Here is a 25,677-nt window from a genome sequence, read left to right on the forward strand (position 1 = left end):
TGTATCTTAAGAATTAAAGGCAAAGTTTGAACATTTCCAAACAGCTTTCATATGTGTAACCGAAAGGTTCTTGACAGCCCCATTTGCCAGATGTTTCCAAAGCGTCTTTTGCCAATTCTTCCAATTCTGTTTCTGGAATGTTAGCTTCTGCAAATGTTGTTGGGGATTTTACGAATTGGAACCATTCTTTGAATTTAGCGATTGTTTCTTCAGCTGCTTTCAAATCATCTTCTTCTGTGATACCGAATACGTAACGACCCATAGCTGCAAATCTATCTTTTTTGTCGTTGATTTGATATTTCATTGTAGCCAAGATTGTGATGGACATGGAAGCACCATGAGGCAAGTCATAGAATGCACTCAAGGAGTGACCCAAGATATGGATTGTTTGATCGAACATACCCAAACCAGCAACATAGAAACCATTCCAAGCATATGTAGCAACCCACATAAATGTAGCTCTAGCTTCTTTGTCAGATGGATCTTTGATGATTCTTTCCATACATTCTTTGATTGTCAAAACGTTGCCTTGGCAATATCTGTCTTGGAAAGGAGCCCAAACCATATCCAAAGGACGACCGAAGGAACCTTCCATCAAATGGCTCATGATGTCAACAGCAGAGTAGCCTGTTTGTACAAGAGGAATGCCATATGTAAGTTCTGGATCCAAGATAGCTGTTTTTGGACACATGGTTGGAGGTACTGCAAGACCATCTTTTCTTTTCAAAGCGTCATTGCTCATTACTGTAGTACCGTTCATTTCAGAGCTTGTTGCAGGAATTGTAACAACTGCCATTACAGGAATTGTTGTTGTAACTGCTGCTTTTCCTTCAAAGAAGTCCCAAGCATCGCCATCATATGTTGCGCCAACGCCAACACATTTAGCTGTATCGATAACAGAACCGCCACCCAAAGCAACGATTACGTCAGGTTGTTGTGCTTTTGCTGCTACAATGATTTCTCTTGCAAGTTCAATTGTAGGATTGGATTTTACACCATAGAAAACTTCCATTTCTACGCCAGCAGCTGCCATAGAAGCTTCTACTTTTTGCATCAAGCCAATGCTTCTTACAAATCCTTCGTCATATGTAATAACGAAAGCTTTGTTACCGAACAATTTAGCTTCTTCCCCTACTTTGTTAACTGTTCCTTCACCGAATACGGATTTTGTTGGTAAACATAGTTCAAATGGTCTCATCTTCAAATCTCTCCTTCTGCATTTTTGGCAACCTATCCAGTTGTCAGTTAGTGTTTGTAATAGTAATCTTTGCGTCCTGCAACATTACTTTTTGCTACAAAAATGCCACCAGCGCCTTTTTTCACATCTTCATGTGTTTCGTCTAGGCAGTATTTTGAAGTCGCTACATAGAAATCTTTCATGTCTTCGCCAGCAAAACCACCACAGCATACATAGCCCACTGGGAATTCGATTTTTTCAATCAATTCCATTTTGCTATTCCATACTGTAATGTTTCCATTCCAGTGGCAAACATAGAGGTTATCTTCTGTATCAATGGACATACCGTCAGGCATATCATCAAATTTGATGACCACTTCACCTTCAGAAATAGGTCCTTTTTCCAAATCGTATGCAAAACGAATCAAAGTTTGGTTGTATGTATCTACAACAAACATATTTTCATTTTTTGCATCGAATACGATTGCATTGTATTGGTTGATACCTTCCACCAAAGTGGTGACTGTGTTATCTGTATCAATCATATAGAAGTTACCAAGCATATCTGGTGTGTAAGCATCTGTTCCATAGGCTTTCGCAACAGAACTTGCAAATACACGACCCTTTGCATCACATCTGGAATCATTGAAACGATTGTCATCACGATCTGGTTCTGGATTTACAATCAATTCTTTTTCACCGGTTTTCATATCCACAACATACAAACCAGTTTCCAACATAGCCATAACTTTTCCTTCTGTTTCACAAGGAACAGCAGAGCCAATCAATTCATTTGTTTCCACTTTTGTTTCTTCGCCTGTCTTTGGATCAAAGCAATGAATGGTTCCTTCGAACAAATCTGTCCAGTACAAACCAACTCTTTCATCCCAAATAGGTGTTTCTGCCAAAACAACACTTGCATCTACAATCAACTTAAAGTCCACATCACACCTCCGAAATTGTCTTAACATATGTAACCTCTACATTTATTTATATACAAATGATACCATTATATTTGCACAAAAAAAAAGTATAAACTACTACATTCTTTATGAAATAAATTGTATTTATTGTAAAATACCAAAAATAATTGCAGAAATCAAAAAAAATCACTATTTTTTTATGCATTATTTCCTGTCTATTTTTTGTGACATTTTACATTTCTTACATTTTAAGCCCTATATCCCTTGATTTTTCAAGTTTTCTACCCTTTTATATCTATTTTAAACAGCATTTAGATTAAATTTTCATTATAATTACCCTTTTTCTTCAATTTGGTCGTTTTCCTGTAAAAATCATCTGTTTTCCTGTGACAATATTCTTTTTTTGTCCTACTTGTGCAAAAAATTGTATCAATCAAAACCTTTCTTTTTGCAATAAAAAAGCCATGGTTACAGATCGATTTCTGCAACCACAGCTCATTATTTTAGGATTCTTTTGTTTCCATTTCTTTATTTTCATTGGAGTACACACGCAATTTGGAGATACGATTTCGCTCCATTTCTTCCACTACAATACGCAATCCATCTGTTTCCAAAACATCTGCTTCCTTTGGGAAATTACCAAATACCATAAGCACATATCCAGCAATGGTATCCACCTCATCAGACTGTAAGGAACTGCCTACCATACGATTGAAATCTTCCAAACGAGTGCTACCATCCACAACAAATTCGTCTTCGGTAATCACTTCAATTTCTTCTTCTTCTTGGTCATATTCGTCGATGATTTCACCCATAACTTCTTCCACAATGTCTTCCATAGTGGTCAAACCTGCTGTACCGCCATATTCATCCAAAACAATGGCAAATACAATATGATTTGCTTGCATTTCAGAAAGCAATTCTGCAACAGGCTTACTTTCATAGGTGAAGAAAGGTTCACGCATAAATCTTTCTGCTGAAAAGCTTGCTGGATCAATGCCCAAAACATCCTTAACATACAGAATACCTACAATATCATCCACATCTTCGCCATATACAGGCAAACGAGAATACCCATGTTCTCGAATCAAACCAACAAATTCATCGTATGCCACATCTTGGGATACTGCTGTCATATCGGTTCTAGGTGTCATAACATCTTTGGCTTTTGCATCACCAAAATCAAAGATATTGTCAATCATGGTGCGTTCTTCTGTTTCCAAAACACCTTCTTCATGACTGACGTTTAAGATGGTTTTCAATTCTGTTTCTGTAATCAGCGGTGCTTTTCCCTTTGGATCGCAACCCAAAACACGAATCAAACCACCTGTAATCAAGGTCAAAGCCCAAACAACAGGTTTCAACACAACAATAACCACAGCCAAAATATTGACCACCAATAATGCTATTTTTTCTGCTTTTTGCGCAGCAATTGTTTTTGGTGTAATTTCTGAGAAAATCAAAATCAAAATGGTAATGATAATCGTTGCAATGCTGGCTGCACTTCCAGAAGCTCCGTTGAGAACTCCAATGGCAAGGGTTGTTGCCAAGGCAGATGCTGCATTGTTCACCAAGTTATTGCCTACCAAGATAGAACTGAGCAAACGATTGGGGTCTTCCAATAATTTGCTGACTTTATCTGCATTTTTCACCTTATCTTCCACCAAATGACGCAAACGCATACGGTTCACCGACATCAAAGCTGTCTCAGATGCTGAGAAAAAGGCTGAACACATCAGTAAAAAAATCAATAATCCTATCAAGTACGGACTGGCTCCGTCCACAAAAACCACACTCCTTTAAAAACATTATATTCGTTGACATTTATTTGATACAAGATACCATAAATCTAAGATTTTGTCTAGTGAATTTCTAAATTTCATTGATTTGTAAGAAATTGGAAAAGCAAGAATGACGGGTCGATGAGGGCATCGACCTCTACACCACCATTTCCCCGTAATCATTCAAAGTTCCACCATCTTGTAGGGGCGTATCACGATGCGCCCGTTTCCCAAACAAAAACAGTGCCTACAAACGCAAGCACTGTCGTTCTTTCTTTTTTGATTATACCCAGAATTCGAATTCCAAATCGTAGATACGAACCGTATCTCCTTGCTCGATACCTTTTTCTTCCAATGCTTCAATGATACCTTTTTCTTTGAGGTATTTTTGGAAGAACGCAAAGCCTTTTTCTGTTTCGATATTGGTATATCCAATCATTTTTTCTACACCGATACCTGTTACCACATAGTAACCATCTTCCACTTCTTCAATGACAAATGGTTCACGATCCACAGAAACTTCATCGTATTCTTCGTATTCTTCTTCGAAGATGATATCTTCTGGATAGTTTTGCAAGATTTTACCAACTTCCATCAACAAATCATCCAAACCTTGGTTGGTTGCTGCTGAAATTGGGAATACTTGGTAACCTTCTTTGCCATATACTTCTTGCAAGCGAGCCACATTTTCAGCTGCTTCTGGAATATCCGTTTTGTTTGCTGCAATGACTTGAGGGCGTTTCAACAATTCAGAATTGTATTCTTCCAATTCCTTATTGATTTTAGCCACATTTTCCACAGGGTCATCACCTTCTACACCAGCTGCATCCACCACATGGATGAATACCTTAGTACGTTCCACATGACGCAAGAACTCATGTCCCAAGCCAATGCCTTCACTTGCACCTTCCACCAAACCAGGAATATCTGCCAAAACGAATGTATTGCCAAATTTACTTTCCACAACACCAAGATTTGGTGCCAATGTGGTGAAATGATAGTTTGCAATTTTAGGATTTGCATTTGTTACCATAGAAAGCAAAGTGGATTTACCTACATTTGGGAAACCAATCAAACCAACATCTGCAATCAGCTTCAATTCCAAAATAATGTCATATTCCTTTGCAAGACGACCTTGTTCTGCGTATCTTGGTGCTTGACGAGTTGGTGTTGCAAAATGTTGATTGCCTTTACCACCTTTACCGCCTGCGATGAGAACTTTTTCTTCACCTGCTTTGTTGATATCTGCCATTACTTTACCGCTTTCTGCTTCACGGATAACAGTACCCACAGGCACTTTGATGATGATGTCTTTACCGTCTTTGCCGAAGCAATTACGTTTGCCACCACCTTCACCATTTTCTGCTTTGTATTTTCTTTTGTAACGGAAATCCATAAGGGTATTCATACCCTCGTCACCTACGAAAATAACGCTACCACCTTTACCACCATCGCCACCATCTGGACCACCGTGAGTGATGTATTTTGCACGATAGAAGGAAACCATACCGTTTCCACCATTACCGCCTTTGATATTGACCTTGACACGATCTACAAACATTTTCTTCACCTCTTTAAGACCTTGAGGCTCTGCCTCAAACTCCGCAAGGGGATACTCCCCTTGACCCTATACTTTGATTATGATTATATCTTCGACAATCATAAGTTACCCATAATTGTCGCATTTTATGATTGATTACGGGCTCATCGTGATACGCCCCTACAACCCGTGTGCATTTCTGTAGGGGATAGCTTTGCTGTCCCGTTTCGCCATCCATCTTTTGTAGGGGTTGGCGTCCCCGACAACCCGTTGGTTCCATTTTGTACTTTGTAGGGGAGGGGTTCTACTCCTCCCTTTGGTTTTTCCCTTTCGTCAAAAGCAAAGCCAGACATCCATTTGCTTTTCACGAAAAAGGCTCCAAATGTTTTCGCATTTGAAGCCCCCAAAGTCATATAATGAATTTCTTATTCAGCAGCAACTTCGACGATTGGGTATACAGATACCTGTTTTTTGTCTCTGCCTTTTCTTTCATATTTTACACGACCATCAACCAAAGCGAACAATGTATCATTGCCACCTTTGCCTACGTTAGTACCAGGATGGATTTTTGTACCTCTTTGTGTGTATAAAATATTACCTGCCAAAACAAATTGACCGTCAGCACGTTTAGCGCCAAGTCTTTTTGCGTTAGAATCACGACCGTTCTTTGTGGAACCAGCACCCTTATGGTGAGCGAAGAACTGAAGGTTTAATCTGAACATACTTACACCTCCTTATGAATGAAAGTAAGATACTTTTGATATTCTGCTTCTATTGCAAGCAAACCCATTTCCATTGTTTTGAGCAACAATTGAACATCATGGTCTGCCAAACCCTCAAGAGGGAATAGGACTTTGAGATAACCACCTTTTTTTTCATCAGCTTCCACTTGATATGGAATTTCAGTAAAATTCTCAATGGCGTTTATGGTATTGAGCGTAAGCACAGATACAGCGGAACAAACAATGTCCTCACCTTTCTTGGCATACCCTGCATGACCAGAAATCTCAAATCCACAAATCTGTTTGTCTTTTTGATATACGATAACTTGTATCATATGAATTAAAGAGCAGTGATTTGCAATTTTGTAAATGGTTGTCTGTGACCTTTTTTCTTATGGAAACCTTTTTTAGGTTTGTATTTGTAGATTACAACCTTTTTCGCTTTTCCATCACCGATTACGTTTGCTTTAACAGCAGCGCCTTCAACATAAGGAGCACCAACAGCTACATTGCCATCTTTAGCCAAAACGATAACTTTGTCAAATGTGTATTCTTGACCAGCTTCTACGTTCAACTTTTCAACAGTAATGATGTCGCCTTCTGCTACTTTGTATTGTTTGCCACCTGTTTCGATAATTGCGTACATGTGAACACCTCCTCACAGTTTTACTCGCCAAATACGGTAACCAAGAACTTTTCTTAGTTTTCCAGAACCTCTTTGTGCGGCTTGTCATACTTACATATATTATCACACACACAATACCATGTCAACAAAAATAATGGTTTTTTTCATTTATTTTCAGTTTTGTTTTTTGCTGCAATTTTTCAGTATATTTCATGTAAATAATTGATATTTGGTTGCCAAAAAGCCAATGGTAACGTCTAATTGTTACCACAGATTCCAAAAAAGAGATTCTATCTCTAAAATCTCGTTTACCACTTTCTCTATATATGCAAAAAGGCTTGAGTCTCATATTGAAATCTGTTGAAGATGCTTGTTAGTGTTTCTTCTGTGACATAACCCCCATATTTGCGAATGAAGGGAATCACAATAGAAGTTACCCATCGTTTAAACGCTTTTGCAGTAGGAAGTTTACTTTTCAGCACCAGACTATATAGCCCACTTTCATTGATAATGACCATTTGTCTTGATTGACCTGATGCACTGAATTGGTGCGTCAGCTTATCTTCGTCATCAACATGACTTCTAATTGCATTATCTGTTCTTACATACCCTAAAATTTCAGCAACATCTTTGCCAACAAACCAAGGATTACCCTCAATCGTAATGGTTCGAATTTCACCAAACTCTTCATTTTGAAATTTCTGTAATTCTTGCATGATTTCTCCTTTCCCTTAAATGCAAAAAAGACCGCCTGCTTTGCTGTTGAGTACAGCGAAACACACGGTCTTATGGGTTACTATTCTATTATATTATTTGCTTTATTGTAATAACTTTGTACATAATCAACTCTTTAAAATAAATATTGTTTTTCACTAGGATATATAGTAAACTGTATCTAAATCATATCAAAAATGGAGGAGCTTTTATGAATGAAAAAATAGTTGTAACATACAAACACAAATATATTTTATACATGAAAGCTTATATTTTCATCCAATTTTCTTTGGGCGCCCTCTGTTTGGCTAGTATGCTTTTTAATTTATTTACAAATGGTTTTCTGTATTTTTTCCATGCAGAACACCATCCTCTTATGTACCTCGTATTTCTTATCGTCTCACCTTATTTGATTCGTCAATCCATTTTGGAACGAAACAGGTTTCGTCTTTTACTCGAAACCTCTAACCCCTTATTGATTATTGACTGCACCGGATTTCACAGCAGCTACCAATCTGATATCCCTTGGGAAACCATTCAAAGAATTCAAATTGTAGAAAAAAACTTTTGGGATAATCCAAAGAAATATAATAGCGACACAGTTCTTTATTTTGCAATTGACTTAATTGCATCAGATAATCATACAACTTTCATTCCATTTTGTTGTTTTGATTATACCTATTTTCATGGTGACATTACTTGTACTAGTTTTACGCAAAAGCAAATGATAGAAGCTCTTAACAGTATATTTACAAATCAAATGGAAAAGGTATTGTTTTCTTAACAGATGCTAGATTGCCACAACTGGTTAATATCTACGAATCCATCTGTTTTTGTTTTATCGTTCTATACCTTCCCATTTTAATCGTAGTTTCACATCTCTCTATACTTTTATCTTGCATTTACATTGTTTTCCACTAGGATATATAGTAAACTGTATCTAAATCATATTGGAATGGAGGGCTAATTTATGAAGCAAAAAGTAATCATTAAATTGAAATGGAGTTATGCTATCTATATACATACAATATGCTTTTTATCACTTCTTATATTCTATCTTCTATTTTCATCAACGCTTAAACCCTTTACCACTGGTAAATATTTTTATAAATCCAATTCAAATGCACTTATTTTATGGTTGCAAAATTATATAGGACTACCTTTGATTTGCATTGCAATAGTGGCATTTATTATTCTGAAATTACACAATTTTTATAGCGTACAAAAAAACTCAAATCCTTTGTTGGTTATGGATGAAATGGGTTTGCATAGTAACTTTGAAGGGATGACAAAGCAAATTTTTTGGTCTGAAATCAAAAGTATTCATGTTCAAAAATATCTGACATATCCCACGAACCAATCAAGATTTGAACGATATGCCTTTCATTATCTTGATATCGTCTACAAGGATACAAGTATAGATGACATTTCCATTCCATTTGCTTTATATGACCGCAACAATCTTGCTACCACTAAGCCATCTACTTGTGTCACCAAGAAAGAGATGGAACGTATTCTGAAACAGGATTTCCATAGGGTTCTTTCTGAAAATCAGGTGATACTGTTATAATATACCCTAAATCACGTCAAAATGGAGGAACTTTTATGAATGAAAAAACAGTAATTACACTGAAAAAAGATTATATTTGTAGAGTGCTTATTTTCAATTATATGGCTCTTCTATTATGTTGTTTTGGATTTTATTCACTCATTCACTCTATTCTCTTCCAAGAAAAAACAGTAACAATTGCTTCTATTATCACCTTATCACAACCAAGTCATTACATCCTCTTTTTGTTCATATGTGTTTCTATGGTTGCCTTTGCATCCTCTAATTTGAAAAATTATTTTTTCATACAGAAAACTTCAAAACCACTGTTGGTCATGGATACATTCGGATTGCACAGTACTTTCAAAAATGTTTCCACGCAAATTCCATGGAGTTCTATGGAAAGTATTGGTATATATAAAGACCCTAATGAAATCCCCAATGAACTAACACTCAAAGGATATACAATTGATTATCTCGTTATCACACCGAAAGATACTCCTTGTAATAAAATCCTGATTCCGTTTGCATTATATGATTCTAATAATCGTGCCTCATTTAGACCTGTAACCACTGTTTCAAAACTGCAAATGAACAACTACCTTGTGCATGACTTCAACAAAATTCTAACGAATAATCATATCACCCTACTTCCTAGCGATGGTTTTCTATCTCTACTATTATGATAGTTTAACTTCAAATTTATTTAGTTTTTCAATGATTTCATCCACCAGTTCTGGTCTTTCATTCAAAAAATCTTCGCCTACCTTTCTACTCGCTATAGATGTAGCCAACGCAGTAGCTGCAACAATTGCACCACCAACTAATGGATTAATTACCGTTACTGTACCAATTAACGCTACTGCTTTTGCAGCTGCCATTGTAGCTAAAAGTGTCGCTGTAAAGTCTGTAATAATGCCACCTAGTCGAACAACTGTACTTCGTTCCACTGATGTATTGGAATCACTGATATCATTTTTGACAATCTGCAAAGCTTCTAAAACATATAGTATATATCCCAAATTAGTTACTATTTTCCCACTTTTTTCTGCTAATATTTTGTATTTATTACTCGCAATAGCTGTAGACTTCCACTTACTGCTACTCAAAGCCTTCACTAGGTCATCCATCATTGGTGCCAATACAGTTGTCACATACCCAATAAACGAACTTACCTCTCCATCTGTTTTTGCTCCATATACACCATCCTCCATGAGCAGTGATCCAAAACGAATTGTATTGTATGCTTTTTGGAATTTTATAATTGCAGTTATACTTCCACCTATAAACCAATCCAACAAATCTACTTTATTCTTGAAATTATATATCGTAATTCCTACCTTTGCCAATTCCACACCAAATACTCTCAATCTCTTTGCAGATGCACTTTGGATATAGTCATTCATTCTTTTGCCAGTGTCTAAATCTGCTTTTATTGTCGTACCTATATTAGACAGTGCAGCTTTGATTTTTTCAGCATAGGTGCTATAATATCCGCTTAATTTCGAAAATGCTATATTCCCAAAAATCTGTTTTTCAATATTTTTAATATACTCATAAGAACAAGCTGTATATCCATTGCTTCCCTTATACATACTTGAATTTGTATCATAGTTCAGCTTTCTTAAAACATCTGCCAAAAATAGTACACTTCTCCCTTGTAATATCTCCTGTGCAAGCCAAATTTTATCCACATTTGATGTAATACTGTCAATCCCTCTATTCACTGCTCTTTCTAAAGTAGACTTCCCAGAACTTCCTTTTTGCCTTACCTTTCTAACCGCTTCCAAAATCTTACTTTCCGTTTCTTTAGATAATGTTTTTGTCACTGATGCTGTTAGTTCTAATATTTTTTTGCATTCACTGGCTCGTGTATTAGATCGATTCACCATTTTACATATGGATTCAAATCCATTGATACATTGCAATAGATTTTTTCTCTTATCGCTGGAAATATACATCATTATCGGACCATCTTTATTCAGGTCATTATATATCTGTTCCATCACCTTGTTAATTGTACTTGATAATCCTTCTAATGCACCTTTATAATCTGTTTTTGTTGCATCACTCATCCAAGAACCAACTAAATTATAATTGTTTATATATTTAAAATATGATTCGCTTCCTACGGTATATCCATTACCCCCTACCAATTCTTTGCTCATTCAATTCCTCCTTTTTGTCATTTTGTTTTATGTTTTAATCATATCATAAATCAAGTCCCAAAAAGTCCCAACATTTCAACCGCAAAAAAGCTTGATATTCCGCTATTTTTTTCATTTCCAACCTCATATTTCCCCACACAATCAGAAGAATTTTAGTCTGAAAGTATCATTTTGTTTCAAATGAATAAAGTGCCGACATTTCTGCCGACACTAATATAAATTGACAATATTTAATTTTTGTTTTTCTGCCATACGAATGGTTTGCCCTGTTCCACTACGCACACCACCATTGTAATAGGCAATGACTTTGCTGCTATGGTCTATCATGTATTGATTTCGATTTTTAAAACAATCCTTGTGATATTGAATACTGACGAATACCACATCATCACATTGGGCATGAAGTTTGTAATATCGTTCTCTATCTTCCTCTGAAAAATCCTTTGCTTGTTCTTCATATGGAATTGCAGCAATCAATTTTATCTTTCTTGGATTTTGAATGGGAATTATCTTTTTCATTTGTGCAACGATTTCACCACACAACAAGTCAAAACCTTCAGCCGAACCGAATAAAAATGTATCATAACCATCAGCGATTGCTTGGTTTATCTCTGAAATCAACTTGCATTTCAATTTTTCAAAGGCTTCACCTTTTGGCAAATGTCTGTGTCCTGTAAAGCATACTGTTTTTTCTCTATTCATATATGCCTCCGTTATTTTTGCTCAATATATTGAGCCATTTGAAATTTATATTAGCATATACTTAAAGAAATTGCAAATAATATTGAGCAAAAGGTGTGTGTTATAATGAAGCTAAGACAAGATATTCATATCGGAGTAAATCTACGTAATTTACGCAAAAATTCCAAGCTCACACAAGAACAAGTTGTTGCTAGATTGCAATTAAAGGAGTCCACGACCACTAGGTCTATTTACTCACGCTATGAAACTGGTGAATTAAATATCAAAATCAGTGATTTGGTGATTTTAAAAGAATTATTCAACTGCTCTTTTGATGATTTTTTTGTTGATTTATAAAAATATATTGTAGCTAATATGTGCTAATACAAAGCGATAGGATTTCATTTCCTGTTGCTTTTTTATTGCATCATCATATCAAATCCATCTCTTTGTACTTGTTCACAAAAACCCATTTCTTCAGCAGTTCGCAAAAAATATCGGTTGCTGTCCCACAAACTAATATTTACACTGCGACCACATAGCCTAAAATCCTGTTGCTCCAATCACTCCATTGCTTTTTGGCTTTCGCTTTCTTCATATGGCAAGTCCAAATATTCTTCAGCCATATCAGTTCGCAGTGCAACATTGAAAACCTTAAATCCATTTAGATATTGAGGAAACGTCTTGCCAAAATAAATATCCTGCGGTTGATTTTGATTCGGATATACCAAACCATAGGGCGATACCAAAGGGTTTGGATTGTCTGCAATCATTTTTTCGATATATTGTTGTCCGTCTACATTTCGCAATTCTTCCTCACTCGCTGCTCCATTCTCGTTGAGGTATAACTTTTCGCCAAGCCTATTTATGTCGCTGAAATCGGTCACAACGTTGTAACACTGCTCGCTAAAACTCAGGTTGATTAAGCCCTTGATATCTGACAGGTTTTTCGCTGTTGCTACAGTATAAAAGACCTTCATTTCTTCATCTGTAAATCTGTCTACGCTTTGAAATAAGAAATTGAGTTCTGTGAGGTTGTATTGGTTGCCTGCAAGTATGGTGTTCATTTTGTCATCAAAAGGTACTTTGGTGACAATAGTTCTATGCTTCATGTCATTGTCAATGCTAAGCTCATCACAATATGCTTGTAATTGTTTTTCCGTAGCTGGCAAGGTGATTTCAATTTGCTTTTTTGTGGTTGGTTGTTGTATTCGTAATCTCATTCAAGTTCCTCCTTTATTCTCTCCCCATTTATTTTTCTTGTGATTTGTGTTCATTGATACCCTTCTTATCAATCACCACCTTTCTCAAATTCCAATTTATTTGTCGCAATAAAAAAACGAGATTCTATTTCTAAAATCCCGTTCACCACTTTTTCTATATATGCAAAAAGGCTTGCATCTCATATTGAAATCCAAGCCTTGTATTTTTGCTATTTTTAGTTGTCATCTGTCTAATCTGTTTCAAAAAGTCTATGTCATCTGTTTTTCAGCCTATTTTTAGGGTTCAAAAATGCCACCTTTTCACCGATTTTTTCGCTCCAAAATCGCCCTCAAACCACAACATCTTGTGGTTTAAGCCTCATTTTTTGGTATTTCACCACAATACGTCATCATAGTTATTGCCTCAACGTGCCATGAGGATGGAAGTCTATTATCACTTGGTATAATGGTACCGTGATTTAAGACAATTTTCGAGACAATTCTTAATGAATTTGTTATACTAACAACATCAGAAAGAAGGTGCTCACACATGTCTCGAACAAGAAGAAGTTTCACCGCTCAATTCAAAGCCGATTTGGTGATTGAGTTGCTGAAAGGCGAAAAAGATTTAAACACATTGGCTACCGAAAATTGCATCCAGCCTAACCTGTTAAGAAATTGGAAAAAAGAATTTTTATCCAATGCATCTGCTGCATTTGATGATACTCGTATGGAAAAAACGAACGAAAAATTACAACAAGAGCGTAAGGAAAAAGAAGCATATGCCAAAAAAGTCGGTCAACTTACAATGCAAGTGGACTGGCTCAAAAAAAAATCTGAAGAAGTTCTTGGACCAGACTACGAAACGAAGTATTCTCCAAAACCTTTCGAAGACTAAGGATATACCTGTATCTACAGGTGCAAAGCTGTTATCGGTGAATCGTACCAGCATCTACTATGAAAAGCCAGCGATATCCGCTGAGGAATTGGAATGCAAACGAATCATTGATCAGCTACACACAGAACATCCCACTTGGGGTGCAAGGCAGATGTCAGCACAACTGAAACAACGCAACCATAACGTAGGTCGCAAGCGTGCTAGACGTTACATGAATGAAATGGCCATTGATCCGATTTATCCAAAGATGAACCTTTCCAAACGCATGCAGGAGGCAAAGATATGCCCCTATCTATTGCGTAATGCGGTTATCGAACGTCCCAATCAGGCGTGGTCAATCGACATCACCTATATTGGAACAAAACACGGATTTCTGTATCTAACAGCCATCATCGACTGGTATAGTCGTTGCATTGTTGGTTGGGAAGTGGATGATACATTAAGCACTCATATGGTTATGAATGCGGTCAAAAAGGCATTGAAAGTAGCAACACCTATCATATTGAATTCAGACCAGGGCTCTCAATTTACAAGCAATGAATACAGAGCCTTTTTGAAGGAACAAAAAATCAAACAAAGCATGGATGGCAAAGGGCGATGGGCTGATAACATCATGATTGAACGATGGTTTCGCAGCTTCAAATACGAAGAAGCATATTTGACAGAATATACATCCATTAAGCAGGCTCGAATAGAGATAGCAAAGTATATTCACACATATAACTTTGAACGTCTTCATTCGGCGCTGGACTACCAGACACCAGCATCCATGTATTATCCCATGCAACTGTTACCAATGGCAGCATAAGAGGAGGGGTTACTCTTTCCTTTATTAAATTGAGTTCATTAAAAAAGAATTGTTTTTTTGTCTTGACAACTGAGCCATTATATGGTGACACTTATCCCTTGGCGGAGCCTTATATTTTGTAAAAAAGTTTCATTTTCAGTCTTTCTAAAAATAGCTTTCTGCAAATTTCTTTTTGAAATTACACAGAATAAAACATTCAATGACATCGATGATTGAAAGCTTTATTCCATACAATTTACCCTAACAGTTAATCCTGATTTAAAGTGAATCTCCAATACATTCTTCTCTACTATATAAATTTTATTTACAATTCGTCTAAGAGATTTCATAGGAAATAATCCACTTTGATTATGTAAGTCATTCATCATATCCAACAGCTTTATTTCGTTGGCTGCCATATCTTTGATATTCAATTTTTTGAAGTTTTCTAAGTAATTCGATATATTCTTTTCGGCAATTTTTTCTGTAATCCTATAAGATTTTGGACACTTACTGGCTTTTTTTGTCCTTGTCGAACATTGCCATATAGGATTCATCTTGTTTGCTGTAGTTCTCGTATAACTTGCACCACAATGAGAACATTGAATTAAACTACTCAAAGGATATTTACCACTGTAATTAGAGCCTTTTCCTTTTCGCTTTCTATTTTGTAACTCTGCTTGTACTTCATAAAACTGTTCTTTCGAAATAATAGGCTCGTGATTATTTTTGATATAATACTGCTTTACAATCCCATCATTTTTCACCCTCTTTTTCGTTAGGTGATCGATGGTGTATGTTTTTTGCAAAAGTGCATCACCAATGTATTTTTCACAAGATAACATTTTATAAATCACTGAACCACGCCATTTGCTCTGTCTTGTTGCAGTCTTAATATTTTCAGATTCTAATACATCACAGATAAGTTTTAGCCCTAACCCATCTAAATATAAATCAAATATTTTCTGAACAATTTTAGCTTCTTCTGGGACGATAATTAGATTGCCTTCATCATCTTTGGTGTATCCCATGAATTTGTTGTGATTGACATGAACGATACCTTGTTCATACTTTCTCACAATACCAAAACGAGTATTTTCACTTACAGTACGGCTTTCTTCTTGTGCTTGACTTGATAAAATAGTTATGAGAAGTTCTCCCGTACTGTCCATCGTATCAATGTGCTCGTTTTCAAAAATAATGCGAATCCCTTTGGCTTTCAGTTCTCGTATGATTTTCAAAAAGTCTACCGTGTTTCTTGCAAATCGACTAATAGATTTGGTTAACACCATGTCAATTTTGCCTTTGTTGCAATCCTCTATGAGCCTGTTGAACTCATCTCTTGACTTTAGTGCAGTTGCAGACTTACCAAAATCAGCATAAACTTCGACTAAATTCCAGTTTTGATTTGATAAGATTTTTGATGTGAAATAATCAATCTGTCTATCGTAACTTTGCTCCTGTTCCTCAAATCGAGTGCTGACTCTGCAGTAAGCTGCAACATTCAGTTTCTTTTGTTCCACCTTGATATTTCTATCATGTTTTTCTTTGGGTGGAATCACTACAATTTCTTTTTCAGCCATATAGCTACCTCCTTATTCTCCCTCGGTTAGTTGAGGGGTGGAGTTATTATAGCATAGATTATACAATTGGCTAAATAAGGAATTTGTATTGAGCATTACAATTTATGTCTTGCATTCTTATATGACAAATCGAAGCTCTAACACGCCCTCCATTTGTTTACTTTTGTACAATTGCTATACTTGATTATTATCCAAAAGTAAACTAATACGTTCTTAAAATACTCACGTAATGAAATATCAATCGCGCCCTACATTTCCGTTCTTGTTTTCGGCTTCGAACAAAATGCAAACAGTTTAGAAACCTTTTTACCTTGTCCTGTATCTTGACCTGTATCTTGACCTGCCAAATAGTTAATATTCTTTATAACAACAGTAAACCTTGAAGTATTTGAATAAAAAACAGGATTTTTTCTTTATACGACCTCTGGTATCCACCTACTATTATTTCTATTCCACATCCTCCACCTTCTATTCGATAGAAATGTCCATATATACTAGAAAACTCTATACAACAAGGCTTTCTAGCTTTTGAAATCACCTTGGATACCATTTTTGTAACACCTGAAAATCACTTTTTTGATTTTTGGTAAAAACATTTTCCTTTTCATCAAAATCTGTCAACATTTCAAGACACAGGGTATCTTATTTTATATAGCATACTATTCGTACTACCTTCTTGAAATACATAACCAGTTTCCACTAACATTTTCATATATCTTCTTGATGTAGCTGGTGACTTTTTACACGCTAATTCCGCTTCCTTTGGAGTGATATTACCCTTTTCTTGAAGCACCTCTATAATTATTTCAACTTTCTCATAGTCTTTTGGTTTCAAAACTTCGCTCAGAACTTCGCTCATTTTTTTTGATTGAAGTTGACTTTCGCTTCAAAATCATCTCTAATTTTAATTGTTGTTTCCAAATAATTTCTCTCTTCATCTGTTTCAAACTTTGGCATCAGCGAACCATTCTTTTTTAATTCTGACAAAATAGTGGGAATACCCGTCGACTGTTTTTCAGATAAATCTAATTCCTTAAAATGCCACTAAGAATAAATATATCGCTTTATCGCAACCCACATCCCTGTATTTTGCAACCCCAAAGTGTAACAAAATGCAATGCAAAAGTGTAACACCTATATTGGGTTAATAGTTACTATATTTTCATCAACGAATGTTCGAATCTCCAGCTCTCTCTATCGAACACAATTAAGTGACTGTGATGGACCAAACGGTCTATGAGTGCAGCGGTTAATTGTTCATCATAGAAGATGCTATTCCATTTACTGAACTCGATATTCGTTGTAATGATTAAACTTCTTTTCTCATAGCAGTCGGCAATTACTTGAAATAATAATTGCGAACCTTCAGCTCCGAAGGGGAGATATCCCCATTCATCGCATATTAATAAATCTATTTTACTTAATCTCTTAAGCATTCTAGTTAAGGATCCATCTGCTTTTGCATCCAATAACTCATTTACAAGTGTTGCTGTCTTGTAAAACTTTACTTTTTTACCTTGCATACAGGCTTCTACTCCTATGGCTGTTGCCATATGACTCTTGCCTGCACCATTTCTTCCGTACAATATCAGGTTTTGTTTTTGTTCCAAAAATGCAGCTGTTTTAAGATTTTCCGTATTCAATGCACTAGGGATAACGATTTTTTCAAAATCATAATTCTCAAAGGTCTTCAACCCGTCAAACCCTGCCTGTTTTAAATGTAATTCTTTTCTTTTATTATTTCGATATTCTTGCTCTGCCTGTAATACTTTCACTAAATACTCTTGATGTGTGTCCCCTGAAAGTGTAACTGCATTGTCTGCAAATGTTGCACTTAATCTCAACTCTTTGCAACATTCATATATTTTATCCCGCATGAGCAACTCCCCCCTTTGTAAAGAGGTCATCATATTTATGATTGTTAACTGGAAAGCTCGGAACATCTTGTATATCCTTATGCAGCTGTTGCACTTGCATTGGTTGCAGTTGCTGCATCGGTGATGTAATCGTTCGATATGCTGATAAAATACTATCAGCATCATGTACTCCGTTATCTAATGCATAAGTTAATGCAGCAGATGCAGTATGCAGGTCGTGTTTCAGCAGCATAGTATGTAATGCTGCTAAGCCTTTGCGTTTACCATCAGTATCTTGATTACGTAAGAATTTTTGCCAATTATCTGGCAGTTCTTCATAAAAACTGGTGTATTTCATCGCCATTGGCTTTCGACTCATTAGATTTAAGTATGGAAGCCATTTCATAGACTCACGTCCCTTACCATAGAGACGAGGATGTTCTACGATTACATCGTACTTTTCATTCATTACAATTACAGTATCACTGGTTACTTTTAGATAAATGGTCTGTTTATTGTATTGTGGAGATGTAGAATAACGATTTCCATCAAAAGAACATTTTGCCCAATTATCAGTGATTCTTGTTTCTAATATAAATACTTCATATGGAATGGAATTTAGTGGTAACATTTCCACCAGTTCCTCTTGAAATAAGTCGTTTATAGATAGTTCCTTTACATAATGCTCTCGATTACCATCCTTATCACAACGTTTCAATAGCTCTCGATTAAATTCACTGAAATCTAGTATAGTAGGGATTGGAACAAACATATTTCTACGTTCGTAACCAACTTTATTTTCTACATTACCTTTTTCCCATCCTGCCGCACTATTACAAAATGCAGCTTCGAATTTATAATGTTCACAGAAACGCTTAAATCCTTCTGTAAGAGTACGTTCATGTCCTTTTCCTACATGTGCAACAGCAGTCGAAAGATTATCAAATACCATGCGATAAGGTATTTTACCAATATATTCAAATATATTTTTCATACCTTGTAGTAAACATTGTTGATTTTCGCCTCCAAAGATTTGACAGTAAGCTTTGTTGCTATATGGAAACGAAACGGTTAGTTTTAGAGCATCTATCATTTCACCAGCATTATTAAAATAAGAGAAGTGACCGAAGTCTACTTGTGCTTCCCCTGGTGGATGATATAAAGGGAGCTTCGCTTTATTTTCCTGTGCATGAAATAATTCTTTCTTCTTTTCTGAAACATAAGCCTGTACTGTTCGCAACTTTACTTCTAATTGTTCAGGATATTCTTCTTGTAATCGCTCAAAGATACGTTTTGCTGTGTGTCGTTGTTTTCTAGGTGCTGTCAAATCAGCTGTTAGCCATTCATCAATAATAGGCTTAAGCGGTTCTAATAATGAGGGTCTAATGAGTGGTGGATATAATGGCTCATTAAAATCTTCTAATTCCAAATATTTTTTGATTGTTTCATAGTGATAACCAGTTCGTCTCATGATTTCTCTGATTGAAACATCTTCCTTTTCATACAATCTTTTGATATACTTAATATCGTCCATTGATAGCATTCCTTTCTTCCTCCTTGGTTCTTGTCAAACTCAAGGATAACGGATTTAGAGGGGTGTTACAATGGCCTTTTTATTGCAAGGGGTGTTACACTTTCTGGTTGCACTTTGTTACAGTTTTATTATACATTAAACAACAATGCAGTGGGTCTTTGAAGATAATACCTTTTAGATTTTCTATCACTTCATCGGTAGTAAATTTTTCTCCTAGTAAACTTGTCATAAAGCCAAGATCTACACCAGCTTTTTCCGCAATAGAAATAGCAAGTGCTTCACTTGGAGTGTCAACACTTGCTACTTTAACAGAATTTTTAATTGTCCTTTTGGTAAAAATATCGGCTTTGCCTTTTAAATTGCGTTCTTCATCTAATTTTTCAAGGGAGCATAGCAGTGGGTAACTAACATCATTTAAAAATAGTTTTTTACTTGTCCTTGAATTGATTAAACCGTGCTTTTTATTGTAATTGTCATAAAGGGTGTTCAGTTCAGCTTGTGCCTTTTGCAACTGTTCATCGGAACACTCATCAAGTTGCATTTCAATAATTTCTCTTGTTTTATCACGAACAGCAAGCAAATCTTTCATTTTCACATTGTCTTTATCCGAAAGTAAAACTTCGCTCATTCGGCTATTTTCTCTAAAATACACCTTGTCATCTACAAGAGTATAACTGAAATTTCTAACATCAGGAGTGGCACTGATAGAAGTATCCACTTCTTTATCATCAGTTTGCACCTTTTGATTTAGCAGTTCCTTATTAGGTTCTGCAAGGTGGGTAATAACATTTTGCAGTTGCTCTGCTAGTGGACTATCTACATTAGGGTTACAAGTAGACTCCATTCCAAACGATCCACTTACCATAGCCATTTCGCCCATAATCATTTGTGGGTTATCAATGAAATATTGGTTGAGGGTAACACCATCTTCATTTTCTACAACATTTACCCAAGATGGCATTGTTTCAGGTGCATGGTCACGCTTTTGTAGGAAGATAATATCCGATGTTACCTCTGTGCCAGCATTTGCCTTAAATGCAGTGTTTGGAAGTCTAATTGCACCTAATAAATCGGCTCTTTGTGCTAGATATTCACGCACCGAACTACTTTGTTTATCCAATGTCCCTTTGCTTGTAATAAAGGCAATGATACCACCTGTACGAACTTTATCAAGAGTTGCACCAAAGAAATAATCATGGATTAAAAAACCTTGCTTGTCATACCTTTTATCAGCTATGCCATAGTTACCAAAAGGTACATTTCCAATAGCAGTATCGAAGAAGTTATCAGGGAAATTTGTTTTTTCATACCCCTTGATATGAATATCTGCGTTAGGGTAAAGCTGACTTGCAATTCTACCTGTTAGGCTATCAAGTTCTGCACCATATAGTTTGGTATCTGCCATTGTCTGAGGGAGCATACCAAAAAAGTTACCACTTCCAAGTGCAGGATCTAGCATATTGCCATCGGTAGGTACACCCATATTTTCTAAGGCTTCATACATGGAGCGAATAACCACAGGTGAGGTGTAGTGAGCATTTAAGGTGCTTGCCCTTGCTTTTTCGTATTCATCATCGGTTAGTAGGTTTTTAAGCTGTGTATATTCACTTGACCACGCTGTTTTACTATCATCAAAGGCTTCTGCTAAACCACCAAAACCAACATATTCATGTAAAATCTGTTGTTCTTTAGGTGTTGCACGTCTGTGTTCACTTTCAATGGTTTTGAGTATTTCAATGGCTAAGATATTTCTTGCAAACTTTTCTTTTGCAGTGCCTACACCCAAATCATCATTTGTAATTTTAAAGTTGATTTTAGGTGTATTGTCAATGATAGGCTCTGTTGTTTCTTTTTGTGGTGGGGTAAATTCCAAAGTACCACCATCGAAGTCAAAAGAAACACTGTCTTGTTCAGCTTTCCAAGCCTGAAACTTTTCATAGATTTCAGGTGTCATATTATCGCCTAAAATCTCTCCATAAGGTGTGATGGAAGTGGTTTGTGTGGTGTAAACCAAATTGCCACTTTTACCAACTGTGTATTTGACACCATCAGCGTTATAGCCTATAACATCTTGGTCTTTGTATTTCGAGTAATCAAGGTCAAGGTCTTTGAAATCGTTGAAGAAAAGAATATCAGGTGCATTTGTTTCAGCTTTTGCAAGTTCGTTTTCAGCTTCTTCAATATAATCAAGAAATACGCTGTTATCTTGCTCTAAATAAAGTTCTCGTACTTGTTCTACAGGATATGTTTTCAGCACTGGAAGAACGGAGTTTACATCACGCATATAGACATCTCCATACCCATAGTCTACACGCTCAACTGTTAAAGTTTTACCTTCATATTCAATCTCCGTTCCAAGAGGAATAAACTCACTTGCTTTGTTTTCCTTTGCAACTTTGTATGTTCCATCGGTATCATCTAAGATTTTAAAATCAATGCCTTTTAGGGATAATTTATCAAAAGCACTGTTTTGATTTTCTATCTTTGTACCAGTGATTTTACTGCTACCAAGTTCAGGCAAGGTGCGTTCTAATAATTTGCTACCAAGAATAGGTGCGACAAGTTCAGCATCTTTGCCATAAAATAACAGTAGTTCTCCAGCTGCAACACCGATTACATCATTAGGATATTTTACCTTTGCTTCTAAAAAGGCAATGCCACTCTGTTCACCTTGCACAATTTTTTCTTGTCTTTTAATTGTATCTGCTTGTACAGGGTCTTGTGGTGTAGGTGTAATAGGGGTCGTATCTTCCGACACAACCACTTCATCTGTTAGCACTGGTGCTGTTTCTTTTTCATCTTCCACAGTAATTGCAATCACTTTTTCAGCAATCTCATCATTTGTAGCTTTTTCATCAAGTTGCTCTTTTGCATATTCAATAAATTCTTCTGAAACAACGAAACCTTTATCTTGCAAAATACTTTGAACGGTGGTTACTTCTTCTGTATCCAAAACACTTTCTTCCACTGGCACAGGTGCAGAAAAATCAAGACTTAATTGCCCAAATTCATCGGCTAGAAGTGTAGGCTGTCTTTTGTTTTCAAGTTTTCTTGCAAGGGAAGTGATGTCATTTTCATCTACCACTTTTTCAGTTTGCGTTACAGGTATCAACCTTTGACTTTTTGATGGATAGACTTCATACGTTCCGTTTTTATAAGCTGTCAAATTATCAAAAGCTTTTTGCATATCATCAAAACCACGCTCATCAGACAGTGTGTGATCAAGGGCATATTGCATTTGCTCTAAAAGATTATCGGTAAAATCTGTATCGTCAATCTGTTCTGCAATTTCTTTTACATTGTCCCAATAATAATCATTTTTTGTATCAAAAGGTCGCTCCATATCCTTTGGTGCATAGGCGTAAAAAGTTTTGATGGATACTGCAAGTTTTTCTTTTGTAAGCTGTGGGATATGTGCCTTTTCAATCTCGTTTAGATAACGATTTTCTCTGATATATCCATCAATTTGCTTTGCCATTTGCCCATAGTTTATATTTTTAACCTCGTATGCCTTAAAATCGTCCTCACGCTTATATTCTAACCCTTTGGCACTTGACATAGTGCTAACACCACCGCCAGCGTGACCACCGATTCCATGTTGATTTTTAAGAAACTCTGCTTTTTCAGCATTGTTTTTACCACTTGTGAAAAACAAGTAGTTATCCACTTTTCTATCATTAAGATGGTTGCTATCACCGATAAAGTAATAATCCATTTCATCTTGCGTGATAAAGGATGTCCTTGTTCTTTCAAAATCTTCATGAGTAGGAGGGAAGTTGATAGGCACATTATTCATATCTTTAATGATATCAGCCATACGATATAGATTTCTTGTGGCACTTCTAAAACGCATAATGCCACCATCTGTATTTTCGTGGTCTTGTATCATTTGCTCCAAGCCAGCGTTCATATCAGCGAATTTATTGCTATCTTTGAAATGCTCTGAAATTTCCACAAGACAATCAGGGTAGCCAAAACGAGTGACGATATTGTCAAGTTTTTCATTTTTATAGCCATCATCTCTATCACGATACATATATGAATAATCGGTGGCAATACGGTGCATATAGCTTTCATGGGACTTATCTAAAATATCATTGCTTACAAATCGCCCATCTTCCAAAAGTCCACGCACTTTTTCGGCTACTTGTTCCCACGAAAGAGTGATTTTACTGCGAGATAACCTAACTGATGTGCCTTTAGCTATCTGCATACCTGTTTCATCAAACCATACAGCATATTTCTGTCCATCAATATCAAAACCTTTGCCACCGACACTATAATGCTTTTGTAAAAACTTCGTATTGTCCCCCAAATCGGTAGTATAGGCGAAATGCCCAGCAATAAGTGGAAGATTGAATTTCGTGAGTTCATTGTTGCCTGTGCTTAGAATTTTATCCACAACATCAAGGGGAATGGCACTGTTAACCATAATCTCATTTTGAGCAAAAGAAAAGACAGAAGATTGTTCCTCTGTCTTAGCTGTAGCAATATTTTCAATTTGTTCTTCCACTGATGGGAATAATGATATTTGTGTTGTTTTTTCTGCTTGCTCTTTTCTAAAAGATGGCAACACCATATTATTGGTTAAACCTTGCACCAAATCCCAAGATAGAGTGCTTTCGGCTTCTCGTGATAGGTAAGAGCCTTTCCAAACAGTAAGTCCATTATCATTCGCTTTATACCCAAGCCGTGTATCTTCGTGCATAATCTCCACAAAGGCATCACCAAAGTTTTTTGACATATATTCGGCTCGTTTATCACCTGAAAAATTTGCAGAAAAATAAGCTGAAATTTCTTCCAGCTTATTTTTAAAGTGGGTATCATGGCTTAGAATTGCTGTTAAATATTCCTCTGATTTTTCATCGGTTGTGACAAAGTCTAGCAGTAAATCATTTCCCTTAGAACTACTTCCTCTGCCTGTGCTTTGATATTTGTTACCATCTGCACCCATAACATCTGATCCTTGGCTTTCAGTTCTTCCGTTACGTTCTGTGACTTCATCATTTGCTCCATCATCAAGTCCACTTGATCCGTCGCTTGCTTGTCTATCTCGCATAGATGTGGCCACAGACTCCCGTCTGTCAGCATTCGGCTGTATGTTCCTCGTCGGTGGTTCTTGAGATGTGTTTCCCTCAGAAGTCCATATTTGCCCACTGTTTCTGGGTAGTCCTCTAGTCCCAGTGTCAAGTTCGGAATTTGGTAATCGCCATTCTTTTGATAGGTTAGATTGTTCATGTTCATTCGCTCCTTTTATATTTTCGCTTTCTTGCTTTAAAGTACTAAATTCTATATTCTTAGTATACTCTATTTCCTTTGAAATTGCAACTTTCTCACGCATATTTTCTCTATCAATATTTCGTGCAATATCGCCGATTTTTAGTAACATTTCACTAGATGTTACATTGAGAGCATTGCCCAGATGTGATAGAACTTCAGGTGTATTAAATTCCATAACACTGTGAAAATCTTCATCTTCAAGATAGTCCATAGGATTTAATCCACATCTTGAAAGCACCATATATTGTGTGCTAACTGTAAGTGCGTCTTTAAAGTTTACTTCGATATTTAAATCATCAAGTTCTTCTAAAAAACTATCTTCCAAATCATAGGTGAGGTCATGCAGAAATTCTCTGTAATTTTCTCCCACACTTCGTTCTGCAAATTCCATCAAACTTTCTGCAAAACTATTTTGAGAAGTATCCCCATACATTTCTGTCATAGCATTTAAAATTGGCTGGTGATAATCTTCTTTCATTTCCCAAAGATAGGGGTATCTTGCACCTTCCACTGCTCTTGTATCAGAAACTTCAAAAACATATTCAAGTCTTGGTTTTTGCCCTGCATTATGTTTGATTAAGGCAATTCCTTTACTACCACTTTTTACCCAACGATTCATTTTCCCATTCCAAAGTTCCATCGTGGCACAAGCAGTGG

General features: G+C 36.2%; 22 protein-coding genes. 6 read left to right on the forward strand and 16 right to left on the reverse strand.

Annotated features, from left to right (window positions below; genetic code table 11):
• Nucleotides 1–13 precede the first annotated feature (13 nt).
• From MJY40_RS11360 to MJY40_RS11395, 8 genes are all read right to left on the reverse strand, one after another.
• A complete protein-coding gene (locus MJY40_RS11360; RefSeq protein WP_317854357.1) occupies nucleotides 14–1,198 on the reverse strand; it encodes an iron-containing alcohol dehydrogenase in 1,185 nt (394 codons plus the stop codon).
• A 47-nt stretch (nucleotides 1,199–1,245) separates the two neighbouring features.
• Entirely contained in the window at nucleotides 1,246–2,148 is a 903-nt protein-coding gene (locus tag MJY40_RS11365) for an SMP-30/gluconolactonase/LRE family protein (RefSeq protein WP_317854358.1), read from the reverse strand.
• Nucleotides 2,149–2,603: 455 nt separating this feature from the next.
• A complete protein-coding gene (locus MJY40_RS11370; protein ID WP_317854359.1) occupies nucleotides 2,604–3,797 on the reverse strand; it encodes a hemolysin family protein in 1,194 nt (397 codons plus the stop codon).
• 367 nt (nucleotides 3,798–4,164) lie between these two features.
• A complete protein-coding gene (gene obgE / locus MJY40_RS11375) occupies nucleotides 4,165–5,442 on the reverse strand; it encodes a GTPase ObgE (RefSeq protein WP_317854360.1) in 1,278 nt (425 codons plus the stop codon).
• 404 nt (nucleotides 5,443–5,846) lie between these two features.
• On the reverse strand, nucleotides 5,847–6,143 hold the full coding sequence (gene rpmA / locus MJY40_RS11380) for a 50S ribosomal protein L27 (RefSeq protein ID WP_317854361.1): 297 nt from the start codon (nucleotides 6,141–6,143) through the stop codon (nucleotides 5,847–5,849).
• Nucleotides 6,144–6,145: 2 nt separating this feature from the next.
• The gene (locus MJY40_RS11385) at nucleotides 6,146–6,478 is read right to left on the reverse strand and encodes a ribosomal-processing cysteine protease Prp (protein WP_317854362.1); all 333 of its coding nucleotides are present in this window, start codon (nucleotides 6,476–6,478) and stop codon (nucleotides 6,146–6,148) included.
• A gap of 5 nt (nucleotides 6,479–6,483) precedes the next feature.
• Nucleotides 6,484–6,789, reverse strand: coding sequence for a 50S ribosomal protein L21 (gene rplU, locus MJY40_RS11390; protein WP_317854363.1), 306 nt, complete (start codon nucleotides 6,787–6,789; stop codon nucleotides 6,484–6,486).
• Nucleotides 6,790–7,088: 299 nt separating this feature from the next.
• Nucleotides 7,089–7,484 carry a BRO-N domain-containing protein gene (locus MJY40_RS11395; RefSeq protein WP_317854364.1) on the reverse strand — a complete coding sequence of 132 codons (396 nt, stop codon included), beginning with the start codon at nucleotides 7,482–7,484 and terminating at the stop codon, nucleotides 7,089–7,091.
• A 209-nt stretch (nucleotides 7,485–7,693) separates the two neighbouring features.
• On the opposite strand from MJY40_RS11395, the gene MJY40_RS11400 reads away from it, so the two are divergent.
• The 3 genes from MJY40_RS11400 to MJY40_RS11410 all read left to right on the forward strand — a co-directional run bounded on the left by MJY40_RS11400 (nucleotide 7,694) and on the right by MJY40_RS11410 (nucleotide 9,717).
• Nucleotides 7,694–8,266: a hypothetical protein gene (locus tag MJY40_RS11400; protein WP_317854365.1), complete on the forward strand. Its 573-nt coding sequence runs from the start codon at nucleotides 7,694–7,696 to the stop codon at nucleotides 8,264–8,266.
• A gap of 186 nt (nucleotides 8,267–8,452) precedes the next feature.
• On the forward strand, nucleotides 8,453–9,052 hold the full coding sequence (locus MJY40_RS11405) for a hypothetical protein (protein WP_317854366.1): 600 nt from the start codon (nucleotides 8,453–8,455) through the stop codon (nucleotides 9,050–9,052).
• Nucleotides 9,053–9,087: 35 nt separating this feature from the next.
• Entirely contained in the window at nucleotides 9,088–9,717 is a 630-nt protein-coding gene (locus MJY40_RS11410) for a hypothetical protein (RefSeq protein ID WP_317854367.1), read from the forward strand.
• On the opposite strand, the gene MJY40_RS11415 is transcribed toward MJY40_RS11410, so the two are convergent.
• Together MJY40_RS11415 and MJY40_RS11420 are read right to left on the reverse strand one after the other, a co-directional pair.
• The gene (locus tag MJY40_RS11415; protein WP_317854368.1) at nucleotides 9,712–11,199 is read right to left on the reverse strand and encodes a hypothetical protein; all 1,488 of its coding nucleotides are present in this window, start codon (nucleotides 11,197–11,199) and stop codon (nucleotides 9,712–9,714) included. The two genes, MJY40_RS11410 and MJY40_RS11415, sit on opposite strands and share 6 nt — an antisense overlap.
• 210 nt (nucleotides 11,200–11,409) lie before the next feature.
• The gene (locus MJY40_RS11420; RefSeq protein WP_317854369.1) at nucleotides 11,410–11,901 is read right to left on the reverse strand and encodes an SLOG family protein; all 492 of its coding nucleotides are present in this window, start codon (nucleotides 11,899–11,901) and stop codon (nucleotides 11,410–11,412) included.
• A gap of 105 nt (nucleotides 11,902–12,006) precedes the next feature.
• Here MJY40_RS11420 and MJY40_RS11425 point away from each other — a divergent pair, with 105 nt between their 5' ends.
• Nucleotides 12,007–12,237, forward strand: coding sequence for a helix-turn-helix domain-containing protein (locus MJY40_RS11425; RefSeq protein ID WP_317854370.1), 231 nt, complete (start codon nucleotides 12,007–12,009; stop codon nucleotides 12,235–12,237).
• 206 nt (nucleotides 12,238–12,443) lie between these two features.
• Here the strand turns inward: MJY40_RS11425 and MJY40_RS11430 are convergent, their stop codons facing one another.
• Complete coding sequence (locus MJY40_RS11430) at nucleotides 12,444–13,103, reverse strand: hypothetical protein (protein WP_317854371.1); 660 nt, start codon at nucleotides 13,101–13,103, stop codon at nucleotides 12,444–12,446.
• Between the two features lie 529 nt (nucleotides 13,104–13,632).
• Between MJY40_RS11430 and MJY40_RS11435 the strand changes: the two genes are divergently transcribed.
• Both MJY40_RS11435 and MJY40_RS11440 read left to right on the forward strand, forming a co-directional pair.
• Complete coding sequence (locus MJY40_RS11435; RefSeq protein ID WP_317854372.1) at nucleotides 13,633–13,980, forward strand: transposase; 348 nt, start codon at nucleotides 13,633–13,635, stop codon at nucleotides 13,978–13,980.
• Nucleotides 13,865–14,788 (forward strand): IS3 family transposase, encoded by a 924-nt coding sequence (locus tag MJY40_RS11440; RefSeq protein ID WP_317854373.1) that lies wholly within the window; start codon nucleotides 13,865–13,867, stop codon nucleotides 14,786–14,788. The genes MJY40_RS11435 and MJY40_RS11440 overlap by 116 nt, the downstream gene beginning before the upstream one ends.
• A gap of 221 nt (nucleotides 14,789–15,009) precedes the next feature.
• On the opposite strand, the gene MJY40_RS11445 is transcribed toward MJY40_RS11440, so the two are convergent.
• The 5 genes from MJY40_RS11445 to MJY40_RS15710 form a co-directional block, all read right to left on the reverse strand.
• A complete protein-coding gene (locus MJY40_RS11445; protein WP_317854374.1) occupies nucleotides 15,010–16,350 on the reverse strand; it encodes a recombinase family protein in 1,341 nt (446 codons plus the stop codon).
• Between the two features lie 625 nt (nucleotides 16,351–16,975).
• Nucleotides 16,976–17,209: a winged helix-turn-helix transcriptional regulator gene (locus MJY40_RS15645; RefSeq protein ID WP_416387486.1), complete on the reverse strand. Its 234-nt coding sequence runs from the start codon at nucleotides 17,207–17,209 to the stop codon at nucleotides 16,976–16,978.
• 295 nt (nucleotides 17,210–17,504) lie between these two features.
• Nucleotides 17,505–18,227 (reverse strand): IS21-like element helper ATPase IstB, encoded by a 723-nt coding sequence (gene istB, locus MJY40_RS11450; protein ID WP_317854375.1) that lies wholly within the window; start codon nucleotides 18,225–18,227, stop codon nucleotides 17,505–17,507.
• A complete protein-coding gene (gene istA / locus MJY40_RS11455) occupies nucleotides 18,217–19,749 on the reverse strand; it encodes an IS21 family transposase (protein WP_317854376.1) in 1,533 nt (510 codons plus the stop codon). The genes istB and istA overlap by 11 nt, the downstream gene beginning before the upstream one ends.
• Nucleotides 19,750–19,834: 85 nt before the next feature.
• Entirely contained in the window at nucleotides 19,835–25,639 is a 5,805-nt protein-coding gene (locus MJY40_RS15710; RefSeq protein WP_465221463.1) for a hypothetical protein, read from the reverse strand.
• Nucleotides 25,640–25,677 lie beyond the last annotated feature (38 nt).

Source organism: Chakrabartyella piscis, assembly GCA_030067835.1.
Lineage (GTDB): Bacteria > Bacillota > Clostridia > Lachnospirales > Anaerotignaceae > Chakrabartyella > Chakrabartyella piscis.